The following is a 16,102-nucleotide window of genomic DNA, read 5'->3' as shown; positions in this document are numbered from 1 at the left end:
AATGTTGCAACCTAAACGGACAAAATTTCGCAAACAGCATAAAGGGCGCAATCGCGGATTGGCGATCAAAGGCAGCGATGTCTCTTTTGGTGAATACGGACTTAAATCAACCGGACGGGGCCGTATTACCGCAAGACAGATCGAGGCTGCTCGTCGTGCTATTACCAGGCATGTAAAGCGTGGTGGAAAAATCTGGATCCGAATCTTTCCGGACAAGCCGATCACTAAGAAGCCTCTGGAAGTTCGCCAAGGTAAAGGTAAAGGCAACGTTGAGTACTGGGTTGCTCAGATTCAACCCGGCCGCATGCTCTATGAGATTGAAGGTATTTCCGAAGAGCTGGCCCGCGAGGCATTCGCGCTTGCTTCTGCCAAGTTGCCTGTTTCGACCACATTCGTGAAGCGGACGGTAATGTAATGAAAGCATCAGAGTTAAGAGAGAAGTCCCAACAAGAGCTGACAACTACGCTCGAAGAGCTTCTGAAAGAGCAGTTTAATCTGCGTATGCAGCGGGGCACAGGCCAGTTGGCCAAGCCGTCGCGCATGAGGGAAGTTCGCAAGGATATAGCACGTGTAAAGACTCTTATGAATGAACAGAAGTCGGGTGAGGCATCATGAGTGAACAGCAGGCAACAAACCGGACGCTGATTGGACAGGTTGTCAGTAGCGCGATGGATAAATCGATCACTGTATCCGTCGAACGCCGTGTAAAGCATCCGGTTTATGGGAAATTCATGCGCCGTTCGACAAAGGTACATGCGCATGACGAAGCGAATGAGTGCCAGAAAGGCGATACCGTGATGGTGGAACAGTGTCGTCCACTGTCGAAAACCAAAACTTGGCGTTTGGTTAAAGTGCTGGAGCGTGCCGGCTGAGAGCTGTTCTCAGAGTGCGTCCAATCGAAACTATTTGGAATTAGGGCAATACCATGATTCAGATGCAGACCAACCTCAGTGTTGCTGACAACAGTGGCGCGAAGCAGGTTCAGTGCATAAAGGTGCTGGGTGGTTCTCATCGCCGCTATGCAGGGATCGGAGATATCGTAAAAGTCAGTGTCAAAGATGCCATACCTAGAGGTAAAGTGAAAAAAGGTGATGTCTACAATGCGGTTGTAGTCAGAACCAAGAAGGGCGTTCGTCGTCCGGACGGATCAGTGATCCGTTTCGACACCAACGCTGCCGTGCTGTTGAACAACGCACTGCAGCCCATAGGTACGCGTATCTTTGGCCCCGTGACCCGTGAATTAAGGAGTGAGCGATTTATGAAGATCATTTCGCTCGCACCAGAAGTTTTGTGAGGCGGCATCAATGGCAAGCAAGATTAAAAAGGGCGACGAGGTAATCGTCATCAGCGGAAAAGACAGAGGCAAACGCGGTACTGTAGTCAGAATGCTGCAGGACGACAGGCTGGTTGTTGAAAATGTCAATATGGCAAAAAAACACACCAAGCCCAATCCAAATCGCGGAGAGCCTGGCGGCATACTTGATAAAGAGATGCCTTTACACATTTCCAACGTGGCCCTCTACAATCCGGCAACCGATAAGGGTGACCGGGTCGGCTTTAAAATTCTTGAAGATGGCAAGAAGGTTCGAATCTTCAAATCGAATCAAGAAGTCGTCGACATCTGAGGCGTGATCAGACATGGCAAGATTACAGCAACAATATAGTGAAACCATTGTCCAGGAGTTGATGGACAAGTTTCAGTTCGGCAGCGTCATGCAGGTTCCCAAGATCACCAAGATCACTCTGAATATGGGAGTGGGCGAGGCGATCGGCGATAAGAAAGTCCTGGAAAACGCGGTCGGTGATATGGAAAAAATCGCGGGTCAAAAAGCGGTCATTACCCATGCCCGCAAATCCATCGCCGGTTTCAAGGTGCGTGAAGGATGGCCGATCGGTTGTAAGGTGACCCTGCGCCGTGAGCGGATGTACGAATTTCTCGATCGCCTGATCAACATAGCGATACCCAGAATTCGGGATTTCCGTGGCCTGAACGGCAAGTCATTCGACGGCCGTGGGAACTACTCCATGGGCGTTAAAGAGCAAATCATGTTTCCAGAGATCGATTACGACAAGATCGACGCTATTCGTGGCTTGGATATCACCATTACCACTACGGCGAAGACCGATGAAGAGGGTCGTGCGTTGCTGGAAGCCTTCAAATTTCCTTTTAAGAACTGAGTCCGGAATATGGCAAAAAAGAGCATGATCGCACGCGAAAACAAGCGTGCCCGAATCGCCTCCCAATATGCTGCCAAGCGTAGTGCCCTGAAGGCGGTTATCAAGAATCCAAACAGCACATTCGAGCAGATCGAAGAGGCGACGCTGAAACTGCAGAAGCTGCCTCGGGATGCAAGTCCATCCCGCAAGCAGAACCGCTGTCGGGTGACAGGTCGGCCACACGGTGTCTATCGCAAATTCGGACTCTGCAGAAATAAACTGCGCGAAGCCGCGATGCGCGGCGATGTTCCGGGGCTTGTTAAAGCCAGTTGGTAAGCGTATAATTGCGCGCCTTTACTCGGGTCAGCTGCTGGCCCGTTTTGTTATTTTATGTTTCGGTATCGCGCCACAAAGGCGGACTGACCACAGGAGCTCATTATGAGTATGTCAGATCCCATCGCGGATATGCTTACACGCATCCGTAATGGCCAGGCAGCCAAGAAGACGACTGTAGAGCTGCCCTCCTCAAAGCTTAAGCTCTCAATTGCTAACCTTCTGAAAAATGAAGGTTTTCTTCAGGAAGTCTCAATCAATAGCGAATCCAAGAAACCGACGCTGGTTTTGGAGCTGCGCTACTATCAAGGTCGCCCTGTTATCGATTTGATCAAGCGAGTCAGTCGGCCCGGGCTGCGTGTCTACAAGGGCAAGGATGAACTGCCCAAGGTGCGTGGTGGTCTGGGTGTGGCGATTATCTCCACCTCAAAAGGTGTGATGTCCGACCGTGCTGCCCGGGAGACGGGTCAGGGCGGTGAAGTCATCGCCTACGTTGCGTAAGGGGGATGATGAGATGTCACGTGTAGCTAAGAGCCCGATTACACTTCCATCCGGTGTTACGGTCAAAAAGAGTGAGCAGTCGCTCAGTGTCAAGGGACCCAAGGGTGAAATGGCGATGGAGATACACCCATCGATAGATGTTTCCGAAGAGGAAAACTCCCTTAAGGTAGCGCCGAAGAGCGAGAACAAGGCAACCTGGGCCATGGCTGGCACCATGCGGGCGCTGGTCAACAATATGGTGACCGGTGTCAGTCAGGGATTTGAGAAGAAATTACAATTAGTTGGCGTCGGTTACCGTGCCCAAGCCGGTGGTAAATCACTCAACCTCAATCTGGGTTTCTCGCATCCCATTGACTATCCGGTTCCTGAGGGTATCAGTATTGCGACACCCTCGGCCACTGAAATAGTCGTCAGTGGAAGCAACAAACAGCGTGTCGGTCAGGTGGCAGCGGAAATTCGCGCTTTTCGTCCGCCGGAGCCTTACAAAGGCAAGGGCGTACGTTATGTAGACGAATATGTGGCGCGTAAAGAAGCCAAGAAGAAATAGGGTAGAACGATGGAAAAGAAAATATCACGCATACGTCGTGGACGTCGTACTCGGGCAAAGATTCAGGAGCTTGGCGCGCATCGTCTCTCTATTCATCGCACGCCCCGACATATCTATGCTCAGGTGATCAGCCCGGATGGCGGCAATGTGCTTGCCAGCGCCTCGACACTCGATAAAGCGATTCGGGGTGAGATCGAGGGTGCCTGCGGTAATGTCGATGCGGCAAAGATCGTCGGTAAATATATCGCTGAGCGGGCTAAATCCGCCGGTGTAGAGAATGTGGCCTTCGACCGCTCAGGTTTTCGTTACCATGGGCGGGTCAAAGCACTCGCAGAAGCGGCGCGTGAAGCCGGTCTTCAATTTTAAAGGTTCTGGATTATGGCTAATTTCAATGCAAAGCCTGAGGGCGACGAGTTTCTTGAAAAGCTGGTCAATGTAAACCGGGTGGCAAAAGTAGTTAAAGGCGGCCGTCAGTTCGGATTCTCCGCACTGACTGTTGTCGGTGATGGCAAAGGACGAGTCGGTTTCGGTACCGGCAAGGCGCGTGAAGTTCCGGTGGCAATTCAAAAGGCCATGGAGACGGCACGCAAGAACATGGTATCGGTTCGCCTCAGCGGTTCTACCTTGCAATATCCCGTTACAGGCAGACATGGTGCTGCAAAGGTACATATGCAGCCAGCCTCTGACGGTACCGGCATTATCGCCGGCGGTGCGATGCGTGCCGTTTTTGAAGTGCTGGGTGTACAGAATGTACTGGCGAAGTGTATCGGGACGAACAATCCAATGAACGTTGTTCGGGCGACCATCAACGGCTTGCAAGAGATGACAGATGCCGAGTCCGCTGCTCTGAAGCGCGGCAAGAGCGTCGAGGATATCCTGGGGTAGGTCATGGCTAAGAAAAAAATGATGCGTGTGACTCTGGTGCGCAGCACAAGTGGCAGATTGGCAAGCCATAAAGCGTGTGTCGCCGGGTTGGGATTACGACGTATGCACCAGATCGTAGAAGTGGAGGATACTCCAGCAACACGAGGCATGGTGAATAAAGTCAACTATATGGTCAAGGTTGTGGAGGCCTGAAGATGCGCTTGAATACACTACAACCTGCCGCTGGCAGCAAGACCGCCCGTAAACGGGTCGGGCGAGGTATCGGCAGTGGATTTGGTAAGACCTGTGGTCGTGGCCACAAAGGACAGAAATCACGCTCCGGCGGCTATCACAAGGTTGGATTTGAAGGTGGCCAGATGCCACTGCAAAGACGCCTGCCGAAGGTTGGTTTCACTTCGCGTGTCTCTTTGGCAGCGGCTGAGGTACGTCTAGGCGAGTTGGCGAAGGTCGATGCAGAAGTGATCGATCTTGACGCCCTGAAAAAGGCAAACCTGGTCACACGATCGATAAAAAGAGCGAAGATCTTCGCTTCGGGCAATATTGATCGTGCCGTTACCGTGAAAGGTATTGCTGTGACCAAGGGCGCTAAGGCAGCAATCGAAGCGGCTGGTGGCAAGGTCGAGTAATCATGGCCAATCAGGGAACACAAATGATGGGTGCGCTTGGCAGCATGGGCCGATTGACGGAGCTTCGTCAACGGCTGTTGTTTGTCGCAGGTGCGCTGTTGGTGTTCCGCATCGGTACCTTTATACCTGTGCCTGGTGTCAATCCGGTAGCATTGGCAGCTCTTTTTGAACAGGCCCAGGGATCAATTCTGGACATGTTCAACATGTTTTCCGGGGGTGCCCTGGAACGTGCCAGCCTGTTCGCGCTAGGCATCATGCCCTATATATCCGCGTCGATTATCATGCAGCTGATGTCTGCAGTCATTCCATCTTTGGAACAGTTGAAAAAAGAGGGTGAGTCGGGGCGTAGAAAGATAACCCAATATACCCGTTACGGCACGGTCGTTTTGGCGACTTTCCAAGCCGTGGGTATTTCGATAGCGTTGCAGAGCCAGACCGTCGGCGGCGAAACCATCGTTATCCACCAGGGTATGGGTTTTGTCGTTACTGCTGCCGTATCGCTGGTAACAGGCACCATGTTCCTGATGTGGCTGGGTGAGCAGATCACCGAGCGTGGCATTGGCAACGGTATTTCGCTAATCATCTTTGCCGGTATCGTTGCAGGTCTTCCATCCGCTATCGGTGGTACGCTGGAACTTGCCCGTACCGGTGAACTTAATGCGCTGACGATCCTTTTCCTTTTTGTATTGGCGATTGCTGTAACCGCCTTCGTTGTCTTCGTTGAACGGGGGCAGCGCAGGATTACAATCAATTATGCCAAACGTCAGCAGGGCAGAAAAATGCTGGCCGCGCAAAGCACGCATCTGCCGTTGAAATTGAATATGGCAGGTGTAATTCCGCCGATCTTTGCGTCCAGTATCATCCTCTTTCCGGCAACACTCGGGCAGTGGTTCGGTAATACTGAGGGCACACGCTGGATACAGGATATATTCGCCAAGCTGTCTCCAGGTGAGCCGGTATATGTAATGGCCTACGCAGCGGCGATAATCTTTTTCTGTTTTTTCTACACTGCGTTGGTCTTCAATTCACGGGAGACCGCCGACAATCTGAAGCGATCAGGTGCGTTCATACCCGGTATCCGTCCGGGGGAACAAACGGCCAAGTACATCGACGGTGTGATGAGTAAATTGACCTTTTGGGGTGCGATCTACATCACCCTGGTCTGTTTGCTGCCTGAGTTCCTGATCGTGGGCTGGAATGTCCCCTTCTATTTTGGTGGTACATCATTGCTGATTATTGTCGTGGTGGTTATGGATTTCATGGCGCAGATACAGGCGCACATGATGTCGCATCAATACGATGGGCTGATGAAAAAGGCCAATCTGAAGGGCGGCGGTGCGGGATTGTTACGCTAGCGTCGAGCGCTACAGTTTTAAATATTTGGAGTCTGAATCATGAAAGTGCGTGCATCGGTAAAAAAGATCTGCCGAAATTGCAAAATTGTACGCCGGAATGGCGTCGTCAGAGTGATCTGTAAAGAAGGGCGTCATAAGCAGCGTCAGGGTTAATCAGGGCAAAATTAGTGCCACATCCGCTTGATGCAAGCGGTTGTGTAGAGTAATATTGCGCGTTTCCCTTTGGCAGAGTGCCAGGGGTTTGTTCAGGAGATTTAGAGATGGCTCGAATTGCAGGGGTCAACATTCCAGACCGAAAACATGCGGTCATTGCACTGACATCGATATACGGTATCGGGCGTTCTCGTGCGGGCGATATTTGTAAAGAGGCCGGTATAGAACCGAACGTCAAGATCCAGGAACTCAGTGAGGACCAGGTGGAGAGCATACGTACAATCGTTGCGCGCTACACCGTCGAAGGCGATCTCCGTCGTGAAATCTCCATGAATATCAAACGTCTGATGGACCTCGGCTGCAATCGTGGGATACGCCATCGTCGCGGACTACCGCTCCGTGGCCAGCGTACCCGTACCAATGCCAGGACACGCAAAGGGCCACGTCGCCCGATCAAGCGTTAAACAAACCATATTTATGAATCTGTAGGTGCAGAAGATGGCTAAACCTAGTATCCGTGGTAAGAAAAAGGTAAAGAAGAGTGTGACCGATGGGATCGCGCATATACATGCCTCTTTCAACAACACAATCATTACCATTAGTGACCGCCAGGGCAATGCGCTGGCTTGGGCCACCGCTGGTGGATCGGGATTCCGCGGTTCTAGAAAGAGCACCCCGTTTGCGGCCCAGGTGGCTGCTGATCGCGTCGGACAGATGGTCAAGGAGTATGGCGTCAAAAATCTTGATGTGAACGTGAAAGGCCCCGGGCCTGGCCGCGAATCCGCTGTGCGTTCCCTGAACAATGCGGGATTCAAGATCACGAGCATCTCTGATGTTACGCCCATTCCACACAATGGCTGCCGTCCTCCCAAGAAGCGCCGCGTCTAATTACTGGAGTTACTGAAAATGGCAAGGTACATCGGACCCAAGTGTAAGCTAAGCCGCAGGGAAGGTACTGATCTTTTCCTGAAGAGCCGCGTGCGTTCACTCGATTCCAAATGCAATATGGAGAAGGTGCCCGGGCAGATGGGAGATCGCCGTCGTCGGGTATCCGATTACGGTTTGCAGCTGCGCGAGAAGCAGAAGGTGCGTCGTATCTACGGCATAATGGAAAAGCAGTTCCGCAACTACTACAAAACTGCTGCGCAGAGTAAAGGCGCAACCGGTGAGAACCTGCTGCAACTGCTTGAGACACGTCTCGACAACATTGTCTATCGAATGGGTTTTGGCTCTACCCGAGCTGAAGCGCGTCAACTTGTGAGCCATAAGGCGATAGAGGTCAATGGCAAGGTAGTTAACGTACCCTCATTCAAAGTTACAGCGGAAGATGAAGTCTCTATCCGGGAAAAGGCAAAGAAACAGCTCAGGATTCAGGGGGCACTCGAACTGCAAGGGCAGTATGGTTTTGTCGATTGGGTTGAAGTTGATCCGAAAGCGATGAAAGGCAAGCTGAAACGTGTACCGGATCGATCAGATTTGTCAGCAGAGATTAATGAACAACTGGTCGTCGAGCTCTACTCCAAGTAAGCCTTGACGAGGGAATATACATGATCGATAGCGTTACGGAATTTCTCAAGCCCCGGATAGTAAACGTTCAGCCCCTCACGGCTACACGTGCGAAAGTGACCCTTGAGCCGTTGGAGCGGGGCTTTGGCCACACCTTGGGGAATGCATTAAGGCGCATCCTGCTCTCATCGATGCCTGGCAGCGCGATCACTGAAGTGGAGATCGCCGATGTACTTCACGAATACACCACGATGGAAGGTATTCAGGAAGATGTGCTTGATGTGCTGCTTAATCTCAAGCAGGTTGCGATCATTATGCATGCACGCGATGAGGCGACCCTGAAATTGCAGAAGAAGGGTCCGGGACAAGTGCTTGCCAGCGATATCACTCTGGATCACGATGTGGAGATTGCCAACCCGGATCTGGTTATCGCCAACCTGACGAAGTCAGGTGAAATCAACATGACGCTGAATGTACGCCGCGGACGTGGTTACCATCCGGCGGCTGCCCGCGCGGGTAGCGCAGGGGATGAGCGTCCGATCGGCATGTTGCAGGTGGATGCATCATTCAGCCCGATAAGAGAAGTGGCGTACAGTGTCGAAGCGGCCCGTGTCGAGCAGAATACAGGCCTTGACCGTCTTGTCATAGAACTGGAGACAAACGGTACAATCGATCCGGAAGAGGCTATCAGACGCTCCGCCAGCATATTGCGTGATCAGCTCTCCGTGTTTGTCGATCTGGAAGCTGAAGCCGCAGAATCGGTATCCGAGCCCGAAGAGCCGGCAATCGATCCCATACTGCTGCGTCCCGTGGATGATCTCGAACTGACGGTACGCTCTGCAAACTGTCTGAAGGCGGAAAATATCTTCCTTATTGGCGATCTCATCCAGCGCACTGAGGTGGAATTGTTGAAAACCCCGAATCTCGGCAAGAAATCACTGACCGAGATAAAGGACGTACTTGCCCGCCGCGGACTTTCGCTGGGTATGCGCCTTGAGCATTGGCCACCGGAAAACATCGAAGAGCAGCTGACTCACTAAGCAGTTGCACTGACTATTTATTAACTTTTGAATTTGTGGAAGTCGAATCATGCGCCATCGCAAATCAGGACGGCAGCTAAATCGTAACAGCAGCCACCGCAATGCCATGTTCAGAAACATGACCGTCTCTCTGATCAATCATGAAATGATCAAGACAACCCTGCCCAAGGCAAAAGAGTTGCGACGTGTCGCCGAGCCGCTTATCACTCTCTCCAAGACGGACAGTGTGGCAAAGCGCCGCCTAGCCTTCACCCGGCTGCGGGACAAGGCTGCAGTTGGAAAGCTGTTCGCTGAACTGGGTCCTCGTTATCAGGAACGCCCAGGAGGTTACCTACGCATCATGAAGTGTGGTTATCGCCCCGGCGATCAGGCGCCTATGGCTTATGTGGAGCTGGTTGACCGCCCGCTGCCTGAAGAGCCTCAGGACAGCGAAGACGAAACTGAGGCTGAAGAAGCCTAAGCCAGAGCAACTAATCAGGCTCTGAAAACCCACATCTATTGATGTGGGTTTTTTTATGCGCGTCATAATGCAGATTAACCAGGTATTGAATACTAGAAACCGGAGCAAGGTCAGCGTTTCAAACTTTTCATCAGTTCCTCAAGTGCAATGCTCTGGGTTCCAATGTTGTCGTCGTGCCGGGGGTTATCTGTTTCAAAGATACGTTGCCCATTAATCATGCCAGATATGTCCGAACCCTTGCCAGCAAGATCATGGCTGAAAACCGCAATGATGTGGAGCAGGGTAAAAGTTGCTATCACCAGGTAACTCAAGTGATGCAGATCGTTGAGACTCAACCCGCCAATCATCGAGATACCCTTGAGCAGAAACAGACCGCTGGCAGCAATCAAAAGCATGAAAAAGTGGAGTGCCAGGTAGGCAGGTCCCCAAAGCGGGTTGTGGCTGTACCATTTGGGTAAGGGTGCTTTACCGAGAGTTAAATAAAACTTCAACACTAACCATGCTTGCGACAGACGATGCAGGTCCGGCTCACAGGAGGAGAGGTGTTCGCTGCCTTTACCAAATAGGAGCAGGTAAATTCTCAACAGCAGTGCTGGCAGAAACAGGCCGCTGAGCATAAAGTGAATCTCGGCAGCGCTTTGTGCCATCAGGGGTGTATTGTTCATGAGCCAACCGGTGATCAGCAACCCGATGCAGGAGAGCCCGAGAATCCAGTGGGCGAGTCTGAGTCTACTGCTCCAGACCAGGACCCGGCTGACATTAGTTACCTGCATATTCAATCACCCGCCTACTCACTTTCGTGGTGGTATTACAGCATGCATAATCCAACAACGGAACGAGAATAGCCTGGACAATTGTCATGGTCTTTGTGCCGATTGGATGTATCCCGGCAGGCTGTTGTCAAATCAACGACCACCCGGATTTATTATGATCAGAGAGAGAAAAAGCAAAAAAGAACGCAGAGTTGAGCGGGATCAGGCAATGCTGCGGTACACCAAGCAGCGCCAGAGAAACCTGTTGGCGAAGCCCGGTGTACATCAGTTTATCCTGGTACTGGATCAGATGAAGGCCGGGTTCAACGTGGCGAAGATCTTTCGCAGTGCCGAGGCTTTCGGCGCGCACGAAGTTCACTTGGTGAATATTGGTCCTTTTGATCCTGCGCCAGGGAAAGGGGCATTTAAAAAGGTACCGGCGCTTTTTTTCGACAGCTTCGATCAAAGTTATCGGGAACTTACTAAACGTGGATACCAGATTGTAAAGCTGGAAGGGGGGTGTAAGCGCATACTAACCAATTTCAGTATGGATAGCAGGATTGCCTTTGTTCTGGGCCATGAGGAGTGGGGTCACAGCTTCAATGAGGAGGACTACCCGGATATCCTGTCGGTGTCCATTCCTCAATTCGGGCAGGTGGAGAGTCTGAATGTCTCGGTGGCGGCATCTATCGTTATGTACGAGTATGTGCGCCAGCATCAGAGTCCAGTGTGACCCGGGTTTTCCCGATTGGGACACATGCCGACCAGCGATATAGCTAAAATCTATCGATCAGGGAATTCTATAGATTTCATCGTTAACACGGACACAACAATGACAGTCAGTGACGCGAGTAGTAACCATGTCATTTGATTTCTCCTCTTATTATGTTTGAACTGCACTGAGCCAGTTACGCCAACCATAGATCAGATACAGTCAGTTTTATGTGATATATAACTGAGTTAGCTTAAGAAAGGCTTAAAAAAAGCGTGAATTAGTTCACATTCGTTTGCAATTAAAGACGGGACCTGCCCATGAAGATCAGCGTGGGGGGGCGCTCGCTGTCTATCCTGATACGCGTAAGGCTTGCGGTGGCAATGGAAAGCCGGTACATGGAATTGAGGGGGGCTTGCAGGGTGTGGTTGATAATCGAGCGAATCACGCCCGCATGGGCCACAAGCAGCAGATGCTGGCCCAGAAAACGCTCACAGGCGTTGCTGTAGGCGTCAAGAACCCGTTCATTAAAATGATTCAAATCCTCGGCCTGTTGAGGCCGGTTTTGAATTGGGTCGTGGTAAAAGCGTGACAGGATTGCCTGGTCACGCATGCGGAGCTGGTCACCCGTTTGGCCTTCCCAGTCGCCGAAACCAACCTCTTTCAGCCGTTCATCAAGCTCTACGGCAATCTTGAGTTCACGTCCCAGGGCAGTGGCAAATTCGCTGCAACGACGCAGGGGTGAACTGACAATGGCCTGCCAGGGGCGTCCACCGGAAACGGCTTGCCACATCTGTTCCCATCCGCGGTCACTCAAGGGATCATCAATCTGTCCCCGATAGCGCCTCCCGCCGACAGGTTCTCCATGGCGCAACAGATCGATCCTGGTGACCCTGTCAGCCACCTAAACCAGTCCGCTGAATGTGAGAAGTGCGACTATCACCAGATAGACAACAAGCGATCTCCAGACGAGGGCCATGGCGGCTTTGGCAAGAAAGCTGAAGGATTGCATTCCCTCATTCGCTTCGTTGATCAGCGTCGAGAGCCGCATGGCACCGCCGCCGGTACAGATCAGGGTTCCGCTGTTGCTGTCGGCGAATTCGCTGAATCGGTTTTCGTGGTAGCTGCGCCAGCCGTAAAGGGCGTCCTCGAAACTGCCTGCGATGGCGTAACAGAAAGCGGTTAATCTAGCAGGAATCCAATCAAGGATTGTGACCAACTGTTTGCTGTTGAGGTGGAAATCGGGATCTTGATTGGCCTGCTCCATTGTCGGCAGCCAGGTGGCGATGCGATAGGCCATCGAGCCGATTGGACCCAACAGTATGAACCAAAAGAGTACTGAAAACAGACTTTGGTTTGCCTGGGCCAGCACGCCTTCGGCCACCGCTTGAGAGCGTGCCGGTTCGCTGGTTGGCGGTTCATCCTTGAGAAGCGCGGCGGCAGTGGCCCTGATTTCGTTATCCTCATCACTATCGACGGCCTCGATATAGCGGTTGACTTGCGAGTCCAGGTCATTGGGACCCAGACAGTAGAGCAGAATTGCCACCGAGAGTGCGAACCAGAGCAATCCGAACAGGGCATCTTCAAACAGATGTTGCAATATTGACAGCGCAAGCACGGGTGGCAGTATCAACAGCAGTACCCCGATGACACCCTGCCTCATCCGTTGGGGTAGCTGGTGCCGGTCAAACCACTGGTAATAGGTAGTCAACCAGCCATTGTTACGCAATTCGCTGTAACCGAGTAGAAAACGTTCTGCTATCAGGCAGATTAAAATGATCGTCAGAGTCATCGGGCAAGTGTCAGATAATCGAAGATAAGTTTCAATACATATCCTGAGGTTTGAGGCATGTTATGCAACTTTGTATGGGATTCAACCCTTACAAGTTGGCTCCCTTATCGATGTTATGCCTCGACAGGGACATGCCCAGCGAAGCATACATCGCCATCACCAGGCAATGGTTGGATCTTCCCCGGAAGCAGGATTCTCATTATATGACGGCAGGGAGGGTCACTCCGGTGCTGATATCGAGTCTAAATAGCGTGGCCAGTCGAACATCGGCCCGGGATCTGTTTTACGCCCCGGCGCAATGGCGGCATGGCTTGTTATACGATCGTGGGTGATCGCAGGATAGTGGTGCATGACTTCTCTGGTGACTTGCTGCAGGGCCTGGTATTGATCATCTGTGAAGGGTATCTCGTCCGAGCCTTCAAGTTCGATGCCGATGGAGAAATCATTGCAGCAGTTCCGACCGCAATAATGAGATTCCCCGGCATGCCACGCCCGCCGGTTCAAGGGGACATATTGCGTTATTTTGCCTGTGCGCTGGATGAGTAGGTGACAAGAGACCTTGAGTGCTTTTATTTCGGTAAAATATGGGTCTGCCGTAACATCGAGTTTGTTCATGAACAGATCATCGATCCAGCCCCCTCCAAACTCGCCGGGAGGCAGGCTGATACTGTGAATGACAAGCAGGTCGACCTCAGTTTCAGGAGGTCGGTCATCCATGTTTTCCGATGGGTGAAACTCAGCGCAATCCAGTAGAATGTCTTCAGATTGGATCAACTCAGTTCCGATTTGGTTTTGAGCCCTTTCAACACCATATCGGTATAGCTGACGATACCCACGATTTCGCGGTTGTCCACGACAGGCGCTCTGGAAAGGTCAAAGCGGCTGAAGATTCTTGCGCAGTAGCGAATGTCCATACTTGAAGAGACGGTCAATGCAGGCTTGGTCATGATTTCATAAATATTGACCCGCTCCGGCGCCCGGTCCTTGGCCAGTACCTGGCGGGCAATATCGGAAAGCATCACCAATCCATACTCGTCGTCGTCATTGCGTTTTTTGACAATCAACGATTTGGTCTCTATATGGATCATGCGTTCAAGTGCCATTAGTACGGTATCCATCCCGTCGACCATGTCAAAGTCGGTTTTCATGACATCCCGAACCCTGATTAGTTGTCGATCGTTCATAACTCCTCCTCGATAACTTGTGTGAGTGTCTGGATCTGGTGGCTGACGCCGACCGCATCTTCGATGTCTAGTTGAAAGGCGATGCCATTTCCCGGTTCTTCATCAAACTGGCCGGCTTTTGATATTGTCTCCAGAATGGTACGACTGAGATGCTCCTCGACCAGCAGCAACAATACATCCCGTTGAGTATCAAGGGTCAAACCGAGAAATGTCTTTGACTGGTTGACGCCCTCGCCACGCGCATGATTGATGACTGTGGAGCCTGTGGCTCCTGCGGATCGGGCAGCCTCAAGAACCTTTTCGGTTGTAGTGTCTTCTACCAGGGCGATGATGAGTTTGAAGTGCATGAGATTTACCTCGTTGTATCATCTGTCTTTCTTTTCGAACGCCATTCGCTCAGCTGAGCGTAGGCCATGACTGACATGATCGGAAAAAGGCAGGTAAAGGCGATGAGGCCAAAGCCGTCCATCACAGGATTGCGTCCCGGTATATTACTCGATAGTCCAAGTCCAAGAGCCGCAACTAGTGGAACCGTGACAGTGGAAGTGGTTACCCCTCCGGAATCGTAAGCCAGGGCGATGATCGAACGGGGGGCATAGACTGTCTGCACAATCACCACCACATAACCCACCATGATGTACCAGTGTAAAGGCGTGCCGGAAATTATCCGGTAGCAACCCAGGGAGACACCGACCGCAGCGCCGATGGCGACCGCAATGCGTAATCCCCACTGACTGATGGCGCCTGCAGAGACTTGATTCGCCTTGATGGCGACAGCAATCAGGGAGGGTTCTGCAATGGTGGTGGAGAAGCCGATGCTGGCCGCAAACAGATAGACCCAGAAGTAGTGGTGCCATTGAACGGTACCGGCCGTAGTGGGAATATTGAGTATTTCAGGGGAGGTGAGCTGATTCGCCATCAACTCGCCCAGTGGGAAGAGGGCCAGATCCAGCCCCTCCAGGAAAAATACCAGGCCAAACAGAACCAGAAGAAAGCCAAACAGGACCTCTTTAGGGTTTTTTATCGGTCTGCGCAGAACCAGGAACTGGAAGCCAATAAGGATACCGGCGATCGGCAGGACATCGAGGATCGTGCCTATCATCACTGCGAAGAAGTGCTGCAAGGCTTCGTTCATAGCAGTAATCCATATCCCATGACGAAGATCATCGGGGTCAGAGAGGCAAAGGCGATCAGGCCGAATCCATCGGTCATTGGATTGCGGCCCTTGATGCTGGAGGCGAGTCCTACGCCAAGGGCGGTAACCAGGGGAACGGTGACTGTGGATGTGGTGACCCCACCTGAGTCATATGCAATACCAATAATTTCTTTTGGTGCTATAGCTGTCATTAATACAACACCAAGATAACCGCCAATGATCAGATACTCCACGGGCCAGCCCTTAACGATACGCACTACGCCGAACACAATTGCGAATCCGACGGATATCGCTACGGTGTAGCGTAATCCTTGGGCATACTCCTCTTGTGCATGGGCTGTATTTTCGATCATACCGCCGACAGCGGCCACATTGGCTGCCTCCTGGGCGATTTTGATCAATGCGGGCTCAGCCACCGTTGTACCGAATCCGAGGGCGAAAGCGAACAGCAGCAGCCAGGTCAGGCTGCCCTTCCTTGCAAAATCCCATGCCATGCCTTCGCCGATTGGAAATAGGCCAAGATTCAAGCCCTCGATAAACAGGGTCAGGCCCAGCAGGACCAGCACCGATCCTATGAGGATGGTGCCGAGATTGGGTATTGGCTGCTGCAGGACCACCAACTGAAAAAAGGTGATGACCAGTACAATCGGCAGCAGATCACGGATGCTGTCGGCGAGGGAAGAGAATAGGCGTTTGAGTAGGCGCATCGATGGAGGTGGGGCTGTTTCAGGTCGTTTATTGCTCTTCTTTGGGACAGGCCTTTTGGAGCTATTCCGCAATCATTGAACGATACCTTAGATTCACGTCAGCTTCTATTCCTCAAATTACCCTATATTGGAGATCGGGTCGATCCGTTTTGATGGAAAAAACGCCCATAGGTATCTATCCACCTGCCAAGTCGGGCGAGATTTTCTCTTCATCGATGGGTGGAAGAATGGCGAAT

27 protein-coding genes and 1 pseudogene are annotated in these 16,102 nt (G+C 51.9%); 21 read left to right on the top strand and 7 right to left on the bottom strand.

Annotated elements, in window-relative coordinates; translation table 11 throughout:
• Nucleotide 1: 1 nt before the first annotated feature.
• From rplP to rplQ, 20 genes are all read left to right on the top strand, one after another.
• The gene (gene rplP, locus AB8516_RS10290) at nt 2-415 is read left to right on the top strand and encodes a 50S ribosomal protein L16 (protein WP_069122465.1); all 414 of its coding nucleotides are present in this window, start codon (nt 2-4) and stop codon (nt 413-415) included.
• Nucleotides 415-615 (top strand): 50S ribosomal protein L29, encoded by a 201-nt coding sequence (rpmC, locus tag AB8516_RS10285; RefSeq protein WP_108289039.1) that lies wholly within the window; start codon nt 415-417, stop codon nt 613-615. The genes rplP and rpmC overlap by 1 nt, the downstream gene beginning before the upstream one ends.
• Nucleotides 612-872: a 30S ribosomal protein S17 gene (gene rpsQ / locus AB8516_RS10280; protein WP_069122471.1), complete on the top strand. Its 261-nt coding sequence runs from the start codon at nt 612-614 to the stop codon at nt 870-872. The genes rpmC and rpsQ overlap by 4 nt, the downstream gene beginning before the upstream one ends.
• Before the next feature lie 53 nt (nt 873-925).
• Nucleotides 926-1,294 (top strand): 50S ribosomal protein L14, encoded by a 369-nt coding sequence (rplN, locus tag AB8516_RS10275; RefSeq protein ID WP_069122475.1) that lies wholly within the window; start codon nt 926-928, stop codon nt 1,292-1,294.
• A gap of 10 nt (nt 1,295-1,304) precedes the next feature.
• Nucleotides 1,305-1,625 (top strand): 50S ribosomal protein L24, encoded by a 321-nt coding sequence (rplX, locus tag AB8516_RS10270; protein ID WP_369160376.1) that lies wholly within the window; start codon nt 1,305-1,307, stop codon nt 1,623-1,625.
• A gap of 13 nt (nt 1,626-1,638) precedes the next feature.
• Entirely contained in the window at nt 1,639-2,178 is a 540-nt protein-coding gene (gene rplE, locus AB8516_RS10265; protein ID WP_069122484.1) for a 50S ribosomal protein L5, read from the top strand.
• 9 nt (nt 2,179-2,187) lie between these two features.
• Nucleotides 2,188-2,493: a 30S ribosomal protein S14 gene (gene rpsN, locus AB8516_RS10260; RefSeq protein ID WP_108289041.1), complete on the top strand. Its 306-nt coding sequence runs from the start codon at nt 2,188-2,190 to the stop codon at nt 2,491-2,493.
• 102 nt (nt 2,494-2,595) lie between these two features.
• A complete protein-coding gene (gene rpsH / locus AB8516_RS10255; RefSeq protein WP_369160373.1) occupies nt 2,596-2,991 on the top strand; it encodes a 30S ribosomal protein S8 in 396 nt (131 codons plus the stop codon).
• 13 nt (nt 2,992-3,004) lie between these two features.
• On the top strand, nt 3,005-3,538 hold the full coding sequence (gene rplF, locus AB8516_RS10250) for a 50S ribosomal protein L6 (RefSeq protein WP_108289070.1): 534 nt from the start codon (nt 3,005-3,007) through the stop codon (nt 3,536-3,538).
• A 9-nt stretch (nt 3,539-3,547) separates the two neighbouring features.
• Nucleotides 3,548-3,904 carry a 50S ribosomal protein L18 gene (rplR, locus tag AB8516_RS10245; protein WP_108289043.1) on the top strand — a complete coding sequence of 119 codons (357 nt, stop codon included), beginning with the start codon at nt 3,548-3,550 and terminating at the stop codon, nt 3,902-3,904.
• A 12-nt stretch (nt 3,905-3,916) separates the two neighbouring features.
• Complete coding sequence (gene rpsE / locus AB8516_RS10240; RefSeq protein ID WP_069122503.1) at nt 3,917-4,423, top strand: 30S ribosomal protein S5; 507 nt, start codon at nt 3,917-3,919, stop codon at nt 4,421-4,423.
• A 3-nt stretch (nt 4,424-4,426) separates the two neighbouring features.
• Complete coding sequence (rpmD, locus tag AB8516_RS10235; RefSeq protein ID WP_069122506.1) at nt 4,427-4,615, top strand: 50S ribosomal protein L30; 189 nt, start codon at nt 4,427-4,429, stop codon at nt 4,613-4,615.
• 2 nt (nt 4,616-4,617) lie between these two features.
• Complete coding sequence (gene rplO / locus AB8516_RS10230) at nt 4,618-5,049, top strand: 50S ribosomal protein L15 (RefSeq protein ID WP_369160369.1); 432 nt, start codon at nt 4,618-4,620, stop codon at nt 5,047-5,049.
• 2 nt (nt 5,050-5,051) lie between these two features.
• Nucleotides 5,052-6,404, top strand: a complete 1,353-nt coding sequence (gene secY / locus AB8516_RS10225) for a preprotein translocase subunit SecY (RefSeq protein ID WP_108289045.1) — start codon at nt 5,052-5,054, stop codon at nt 6,402-6,404.
• A gap of 39 nt (nt 6,405-6,443) precedes the next feature.
• Complete coding sequence (gene rpmJ, locus AB8516_RS10220) at nt 6,444-6,557, top strand: 50S ribosomal protein L36 (protein WP_071891793.1); 114 nt, start codon at nt 6,444-6,446, stop codon at nt 6,555-6,557.
• 107 nt (nt 6,558-6,664) lie between these two features.
• Entirely contained in the window at nt 6,665-7,021 is a 357-nt protein-coding gene (rpsM, locus tag AB8516_RS10215; protein ID WP_069122514.1) for a 30S ribosomal protein S13, read from the top strand.
• 34 nt (nt 7,022-7,055) lie between these two features.
• The gene (gene rpsK, locus AB8516_RS10210) at nt 7,056-7,445 is read left to right on the top strand and encodes a 30S ribosomal protein S11 (RefSeq protein WP_069122517.1); all 390 of its coding nucleotides are present in this window, start codon (nt 7,056-7,058) and stop codon (nt 7,443-7,445) included.
• Between the two features lie 18 nt (nt 7,446-7,463).
• Nucleotides 7,464-8,084 carry a 30S ribosomal protein S4 gene (rpsD, locus tag AB8516_RS10205; RefSeq protein ID WP_108289046.1) on the top strand — a complete coding sequence of 207 codons (621 nt, stop codon included), beginning with the start codon at nt 7,464-7,466 and terminating at the stop codon, nt 8,082-8,084.
• 20 nt (nt 8,085-8,104) lie between these two features.
• Nucleotides 8,105-9,103 (top strand): DNA-directed RNA polymerase subunit alpha, encoded by a 999-nt coding sequence (gene rpoA, locus AB8516_RS10200; RefSeq protein ID WP_069122523.1) that lies wholly within the window; start codon nt 8,105-8,107, stop codon nt 9,101-9,103.
• Nucleotides 9,104-9,152: 49 nt separating this feature from the next.
• Nucleotides 9,153-9,563: a 50S ribosomal protein L17 gene (gene rplQ, locus AB8516_RS10195; RefSeq protein ID WP_108289047.1), complete on the top strand. Its 411-nt coding sequence runs from the start codon at nt 9,153-9,155 to the stop codon at nt 9,561-9,563.
• Between the two features lie 110 nt (nt 9,564-9,673).
• On the opposite strand, the gene AB8516_RS10190 is transcribed toward rplQ, so the two are convergent.
• A complete protein-coding gene (locus AB8516_RS10190; protein ID WP_369160364.1) occupies nt 9,674-10,336 on the bottom strand; it encodes a cytochrome b/b6 domain-containing protein in 663 nt (220 codons plus the stop codon).
• A gap of 154 nt (nt 10,337-10,490) precedes the next feature.
• Between AB8516_RS10190 and AB8516_RS10185 the strand changes: the two genes are divergently transcribed.
• Nucleotides 10,491-11,048: a TrmH family RNA methyltransferase gene (locus AB8516_RS10185; protein ID WP_108289049.1), complete on the top strand. Its 558-nt coding sequence runs from the start codon at nt 10,491-10,493 to the stop codon at nt 11,046-11,048.
• A 280-nt stretch (nt 11,049-11,328) separates the two neighbouring features.
• Here the strand turns inward: AB8516_RS10185 and AB8516_RS10180 are convergent, their stop codons facing one another.
• From AB8516_RS10180 to AB8516_RS10155, 6 genes and pseudogenes are all read right to left on the bottom strand, one after another.
• Nucleotides 11,329-11,931 (bottom strand): histidine phosphatase family protein, encoded by a 603-nt coding sequence (locus AB8516_RS10180; RefSeq protein ID WP_108289050.1) that lies wholly within the window; start codon nt 11,929-11,931, stop codon nt 11,329-11,331.
• Nucleotides 11,932-12,819 (bottom strand): regulatory signaling modulator protein AmpE, encoded by an 888-nt coding sequence (ampE, locus tag AB8516_RS10175; RefSeq protein ID WP_369160361.1) that lies wholly within the window; start codon nt 12,817-12,819, stop codon nt 11,932-11,934. It abuts the gene before it with no gap.
• 219 nt (nt 12,820-13,038) lie between these two features.
• Entirely contained in the window at nt 13,039-13,593 is a 555-nt protein-coding gene (ampD, locus tag AB8516_RS10170) for a 1,6-anhydro-N-acetylmuramyl-L-alanine amidase AmpD (protein ID WP_369160359.1), read from the bottom strand.
• Nucleotides 13,590-14,003: a CBS domain-containing protein gene (locus AB8516_RS10165; RefSeq protein ID WP_108289053.1), complete on the bottom strand. Its 414-nt coding sequence runs from the start codon at nt 14,001-14,003 to the stop codon at nt 13,590-13,592. The genes ampD and AB8516_RS10165 overlap by 4 nt, the downstream gene beginning before the upstream one ends.
• On the bottom strand, nt 14,000-14,350 hold the full coding sequence (locus tag AB8516_RS10160) for a P-II family nitrogen regulator (RefSeq protein ID WP_069122544.1): 351 nt from the start codon (nt 14,348-14,350) through the stop codon (nt 14,000-14,002). Before AB8516_RS10160 ends, AB8516_RS10165 begins: the two co-directional genes overlap by 4 nt.
• A 5-nt stretch (nt 14,351-14,355) precedes the next feature.
• Nucleotides 14,356-15,866 (bottom strand): annotated as a pseudogene (locus AB8516_RS10155) (DUF1538 domain-containing protein).
• Nucleotides 15,867-16,102: the final 236 nt, after the last annotated feature.

Source organism: Candidatus Thiodiazotropha sp. LNASS1 (assembly GCF_964212655.1).
GTDB lineage: Bacteria > Pseudomonadota > Gammaproteobacteria > Chromatiales > Chromatiaceae > Thiodiazotropha.
This window is presented reverse-complemented; position numbering and strand designations above follow the sequence as displayed.

Excerpts from the sequence above, each read along its gene's own strand:
- rplP (WP_069122465.1), top strand. The coding sequence starts at position 2 with ATGTTGCAACCTAAACGGACAAAATTTCGCAAACAGCATAAAGGGCGC.
- rpmC (WP_108289039.1), top strand. The coding sequence starts at position 415 with ATGAAAGCATCAGAGTTAAGAGAGAAGTCCCAACAAGAGCTGACAACT.
- rpsQ (WP_069122471.1), top strand. The coding sequence starts at position 612 with ATGAGTGAACAGCAGGCAACAAACCGGACGCTGATTGGACAGGTTGTC.
- rplN (WP_069122475.1), top strand. The coding sequence starts at position 926 with ATGATTCAGATGCAGACCAACCTCAGTGTTGCTGACAACAGTGGCGCG.
- rplX (WP_369160376.1), top strand. The coding sequence starts at position 1,305 with ATGGCAAGCAAGATTAAAAAGGGCGACGAGGTAATCGTCATCAGCGGA.
- rplE (WP_069122484.1), top strand. The coding sequence starts at position 1,639 with ATGGCAAGATTACAGCAACAATATAGTGAAACCATTGTCCAGGAGTTG.
- rpsN (WP_108289041.1), top strand. The coding sequence starts at position 2,188 with ATGGCAAAAAAGAGCATGATCGCACGCGAAAACAAGCGTGCCCGAATC.
- rpsH (WP_369160373.1), top strand. The coding sequence starts at position 2,596 with ATGAGTATGTCAGATCCCATCGCGGATATGCTTACACGCATCCGTAAT.
- rplF (WP_108289070.1), top strand. The coding sequence starts at position 3,005 with ATGTCACGTGTAGCTAAGAGCCCGATTACACTTCCATCCGGTGTTACG.
- rplR (WP_108289043.1), top strand. The coding sequence starts at position 3,548 with ATGGAAAAGAAAATATCACGCATACGTCGTGGACGTCGTACTCGGGCA.
- rpsE (WP_069122503.1), top strand. The coding sequence starts at position 3,917 with ATGGCTAATTTCAATGCAAAGCCTGAGGGCGACGAGTTTCTTGAAAAG.
- rpmD (WP_069122506.1), top strand. The coding sequence starts at position 4,427 with ATGGCTAAGAAAAAAATGATGCGTGTGACTCTGGTGCGCAGCACAAGT.
- rplO (WP_369160369.1), top strand. The coding sequence starts at position 4,618 with ATGCGCTTGAATACACTACAACCTGCCGCTGGCAGCAAGACCGCCCGT.
- secY (WP_108289045.1), top strand. The coding sequence starts at position 5,052 with ATGGCCAATCAGGGAACACAAATGATGGGTGCGCTTGGCAGCATGGGC.
- rpmJ (WP_071891793.1), top strand. The coding sequence starts at position 6,444 with ATGAAAGTGCGTGCATCGGTAAAAAAGATCTGCCGAAATTGCAAAATT.
- rpsM (WP_069122514.1), top strand. The coding sequence starts at position 6,665 with ATGGCTCGAATTGCAGGGGTCAACATTCCAGACCGAAAACATGCGGTC.
- rpsK (WP_069122517.1), top strand. The coding sequence starts at position 7,056 with ATGGCTAAACCTAGTATCCGTGGTAAGAAAAAGGTAAAGAAGAGTGTG.
- rpsD (WP_108289046.1), top strand. The coding sequence starts at position 7,464 with ATGGCAAGGTACATCGGACCCAAGTGTAAGCTAAGCCGCAGGGAAGGT.
- rpoA (WP_069122523.1), top strand. The coding sequence starts at position 8,105 with ATGATCGATAGCGTTACGGAATTTCTCAAGCCCCGGATAGTAAACGTT.
- rplQ (WP_108289047.1), top strand. The coding sequence starts at position 9,153 with ATGCGCCATCGCAAATCAGGACGGCAGCTAAATCGTAACAGCAGCCAC.
- AB8516_RS10190 (WP_369160364.1), bottom strand. The coding sequence starts at position 10,336 with ATGCAGGTAACTAATGTCAGCCGGGTCCTGGTCTGGAGCAGTAGACTC.
- AB8516_RS10185 (WP_108289049.1), top strand. The coding sequence starts at position 10,491 with ATGATCAGAGAGAGAAAAAGCAAAAAAGAACGCAGAGTTGAGCGGGAT.
- ampE (WP_369160361.1), bottom strand. The coding sequence starts at position 12,819 with ATGACTCTGACGATCATTTTAATCTGCCTGATAGCAGAACGTTTTCTA.
- AB8516_RS10165 (WP_108289053.1), bottom strand. The coding sequence starts at position 14,003 with ATGAACGATCGACAACTAATCAGGGTTCGGGATGTCATGAAAACCGAC.
- AB8516_RS10160 (WP_069122544.1), bottom strand. The coding sequence starts at position 14,350 with ATGCACTTCAAACTCATCATCGCCCTGGTAGAAGACACTACAACCGAA.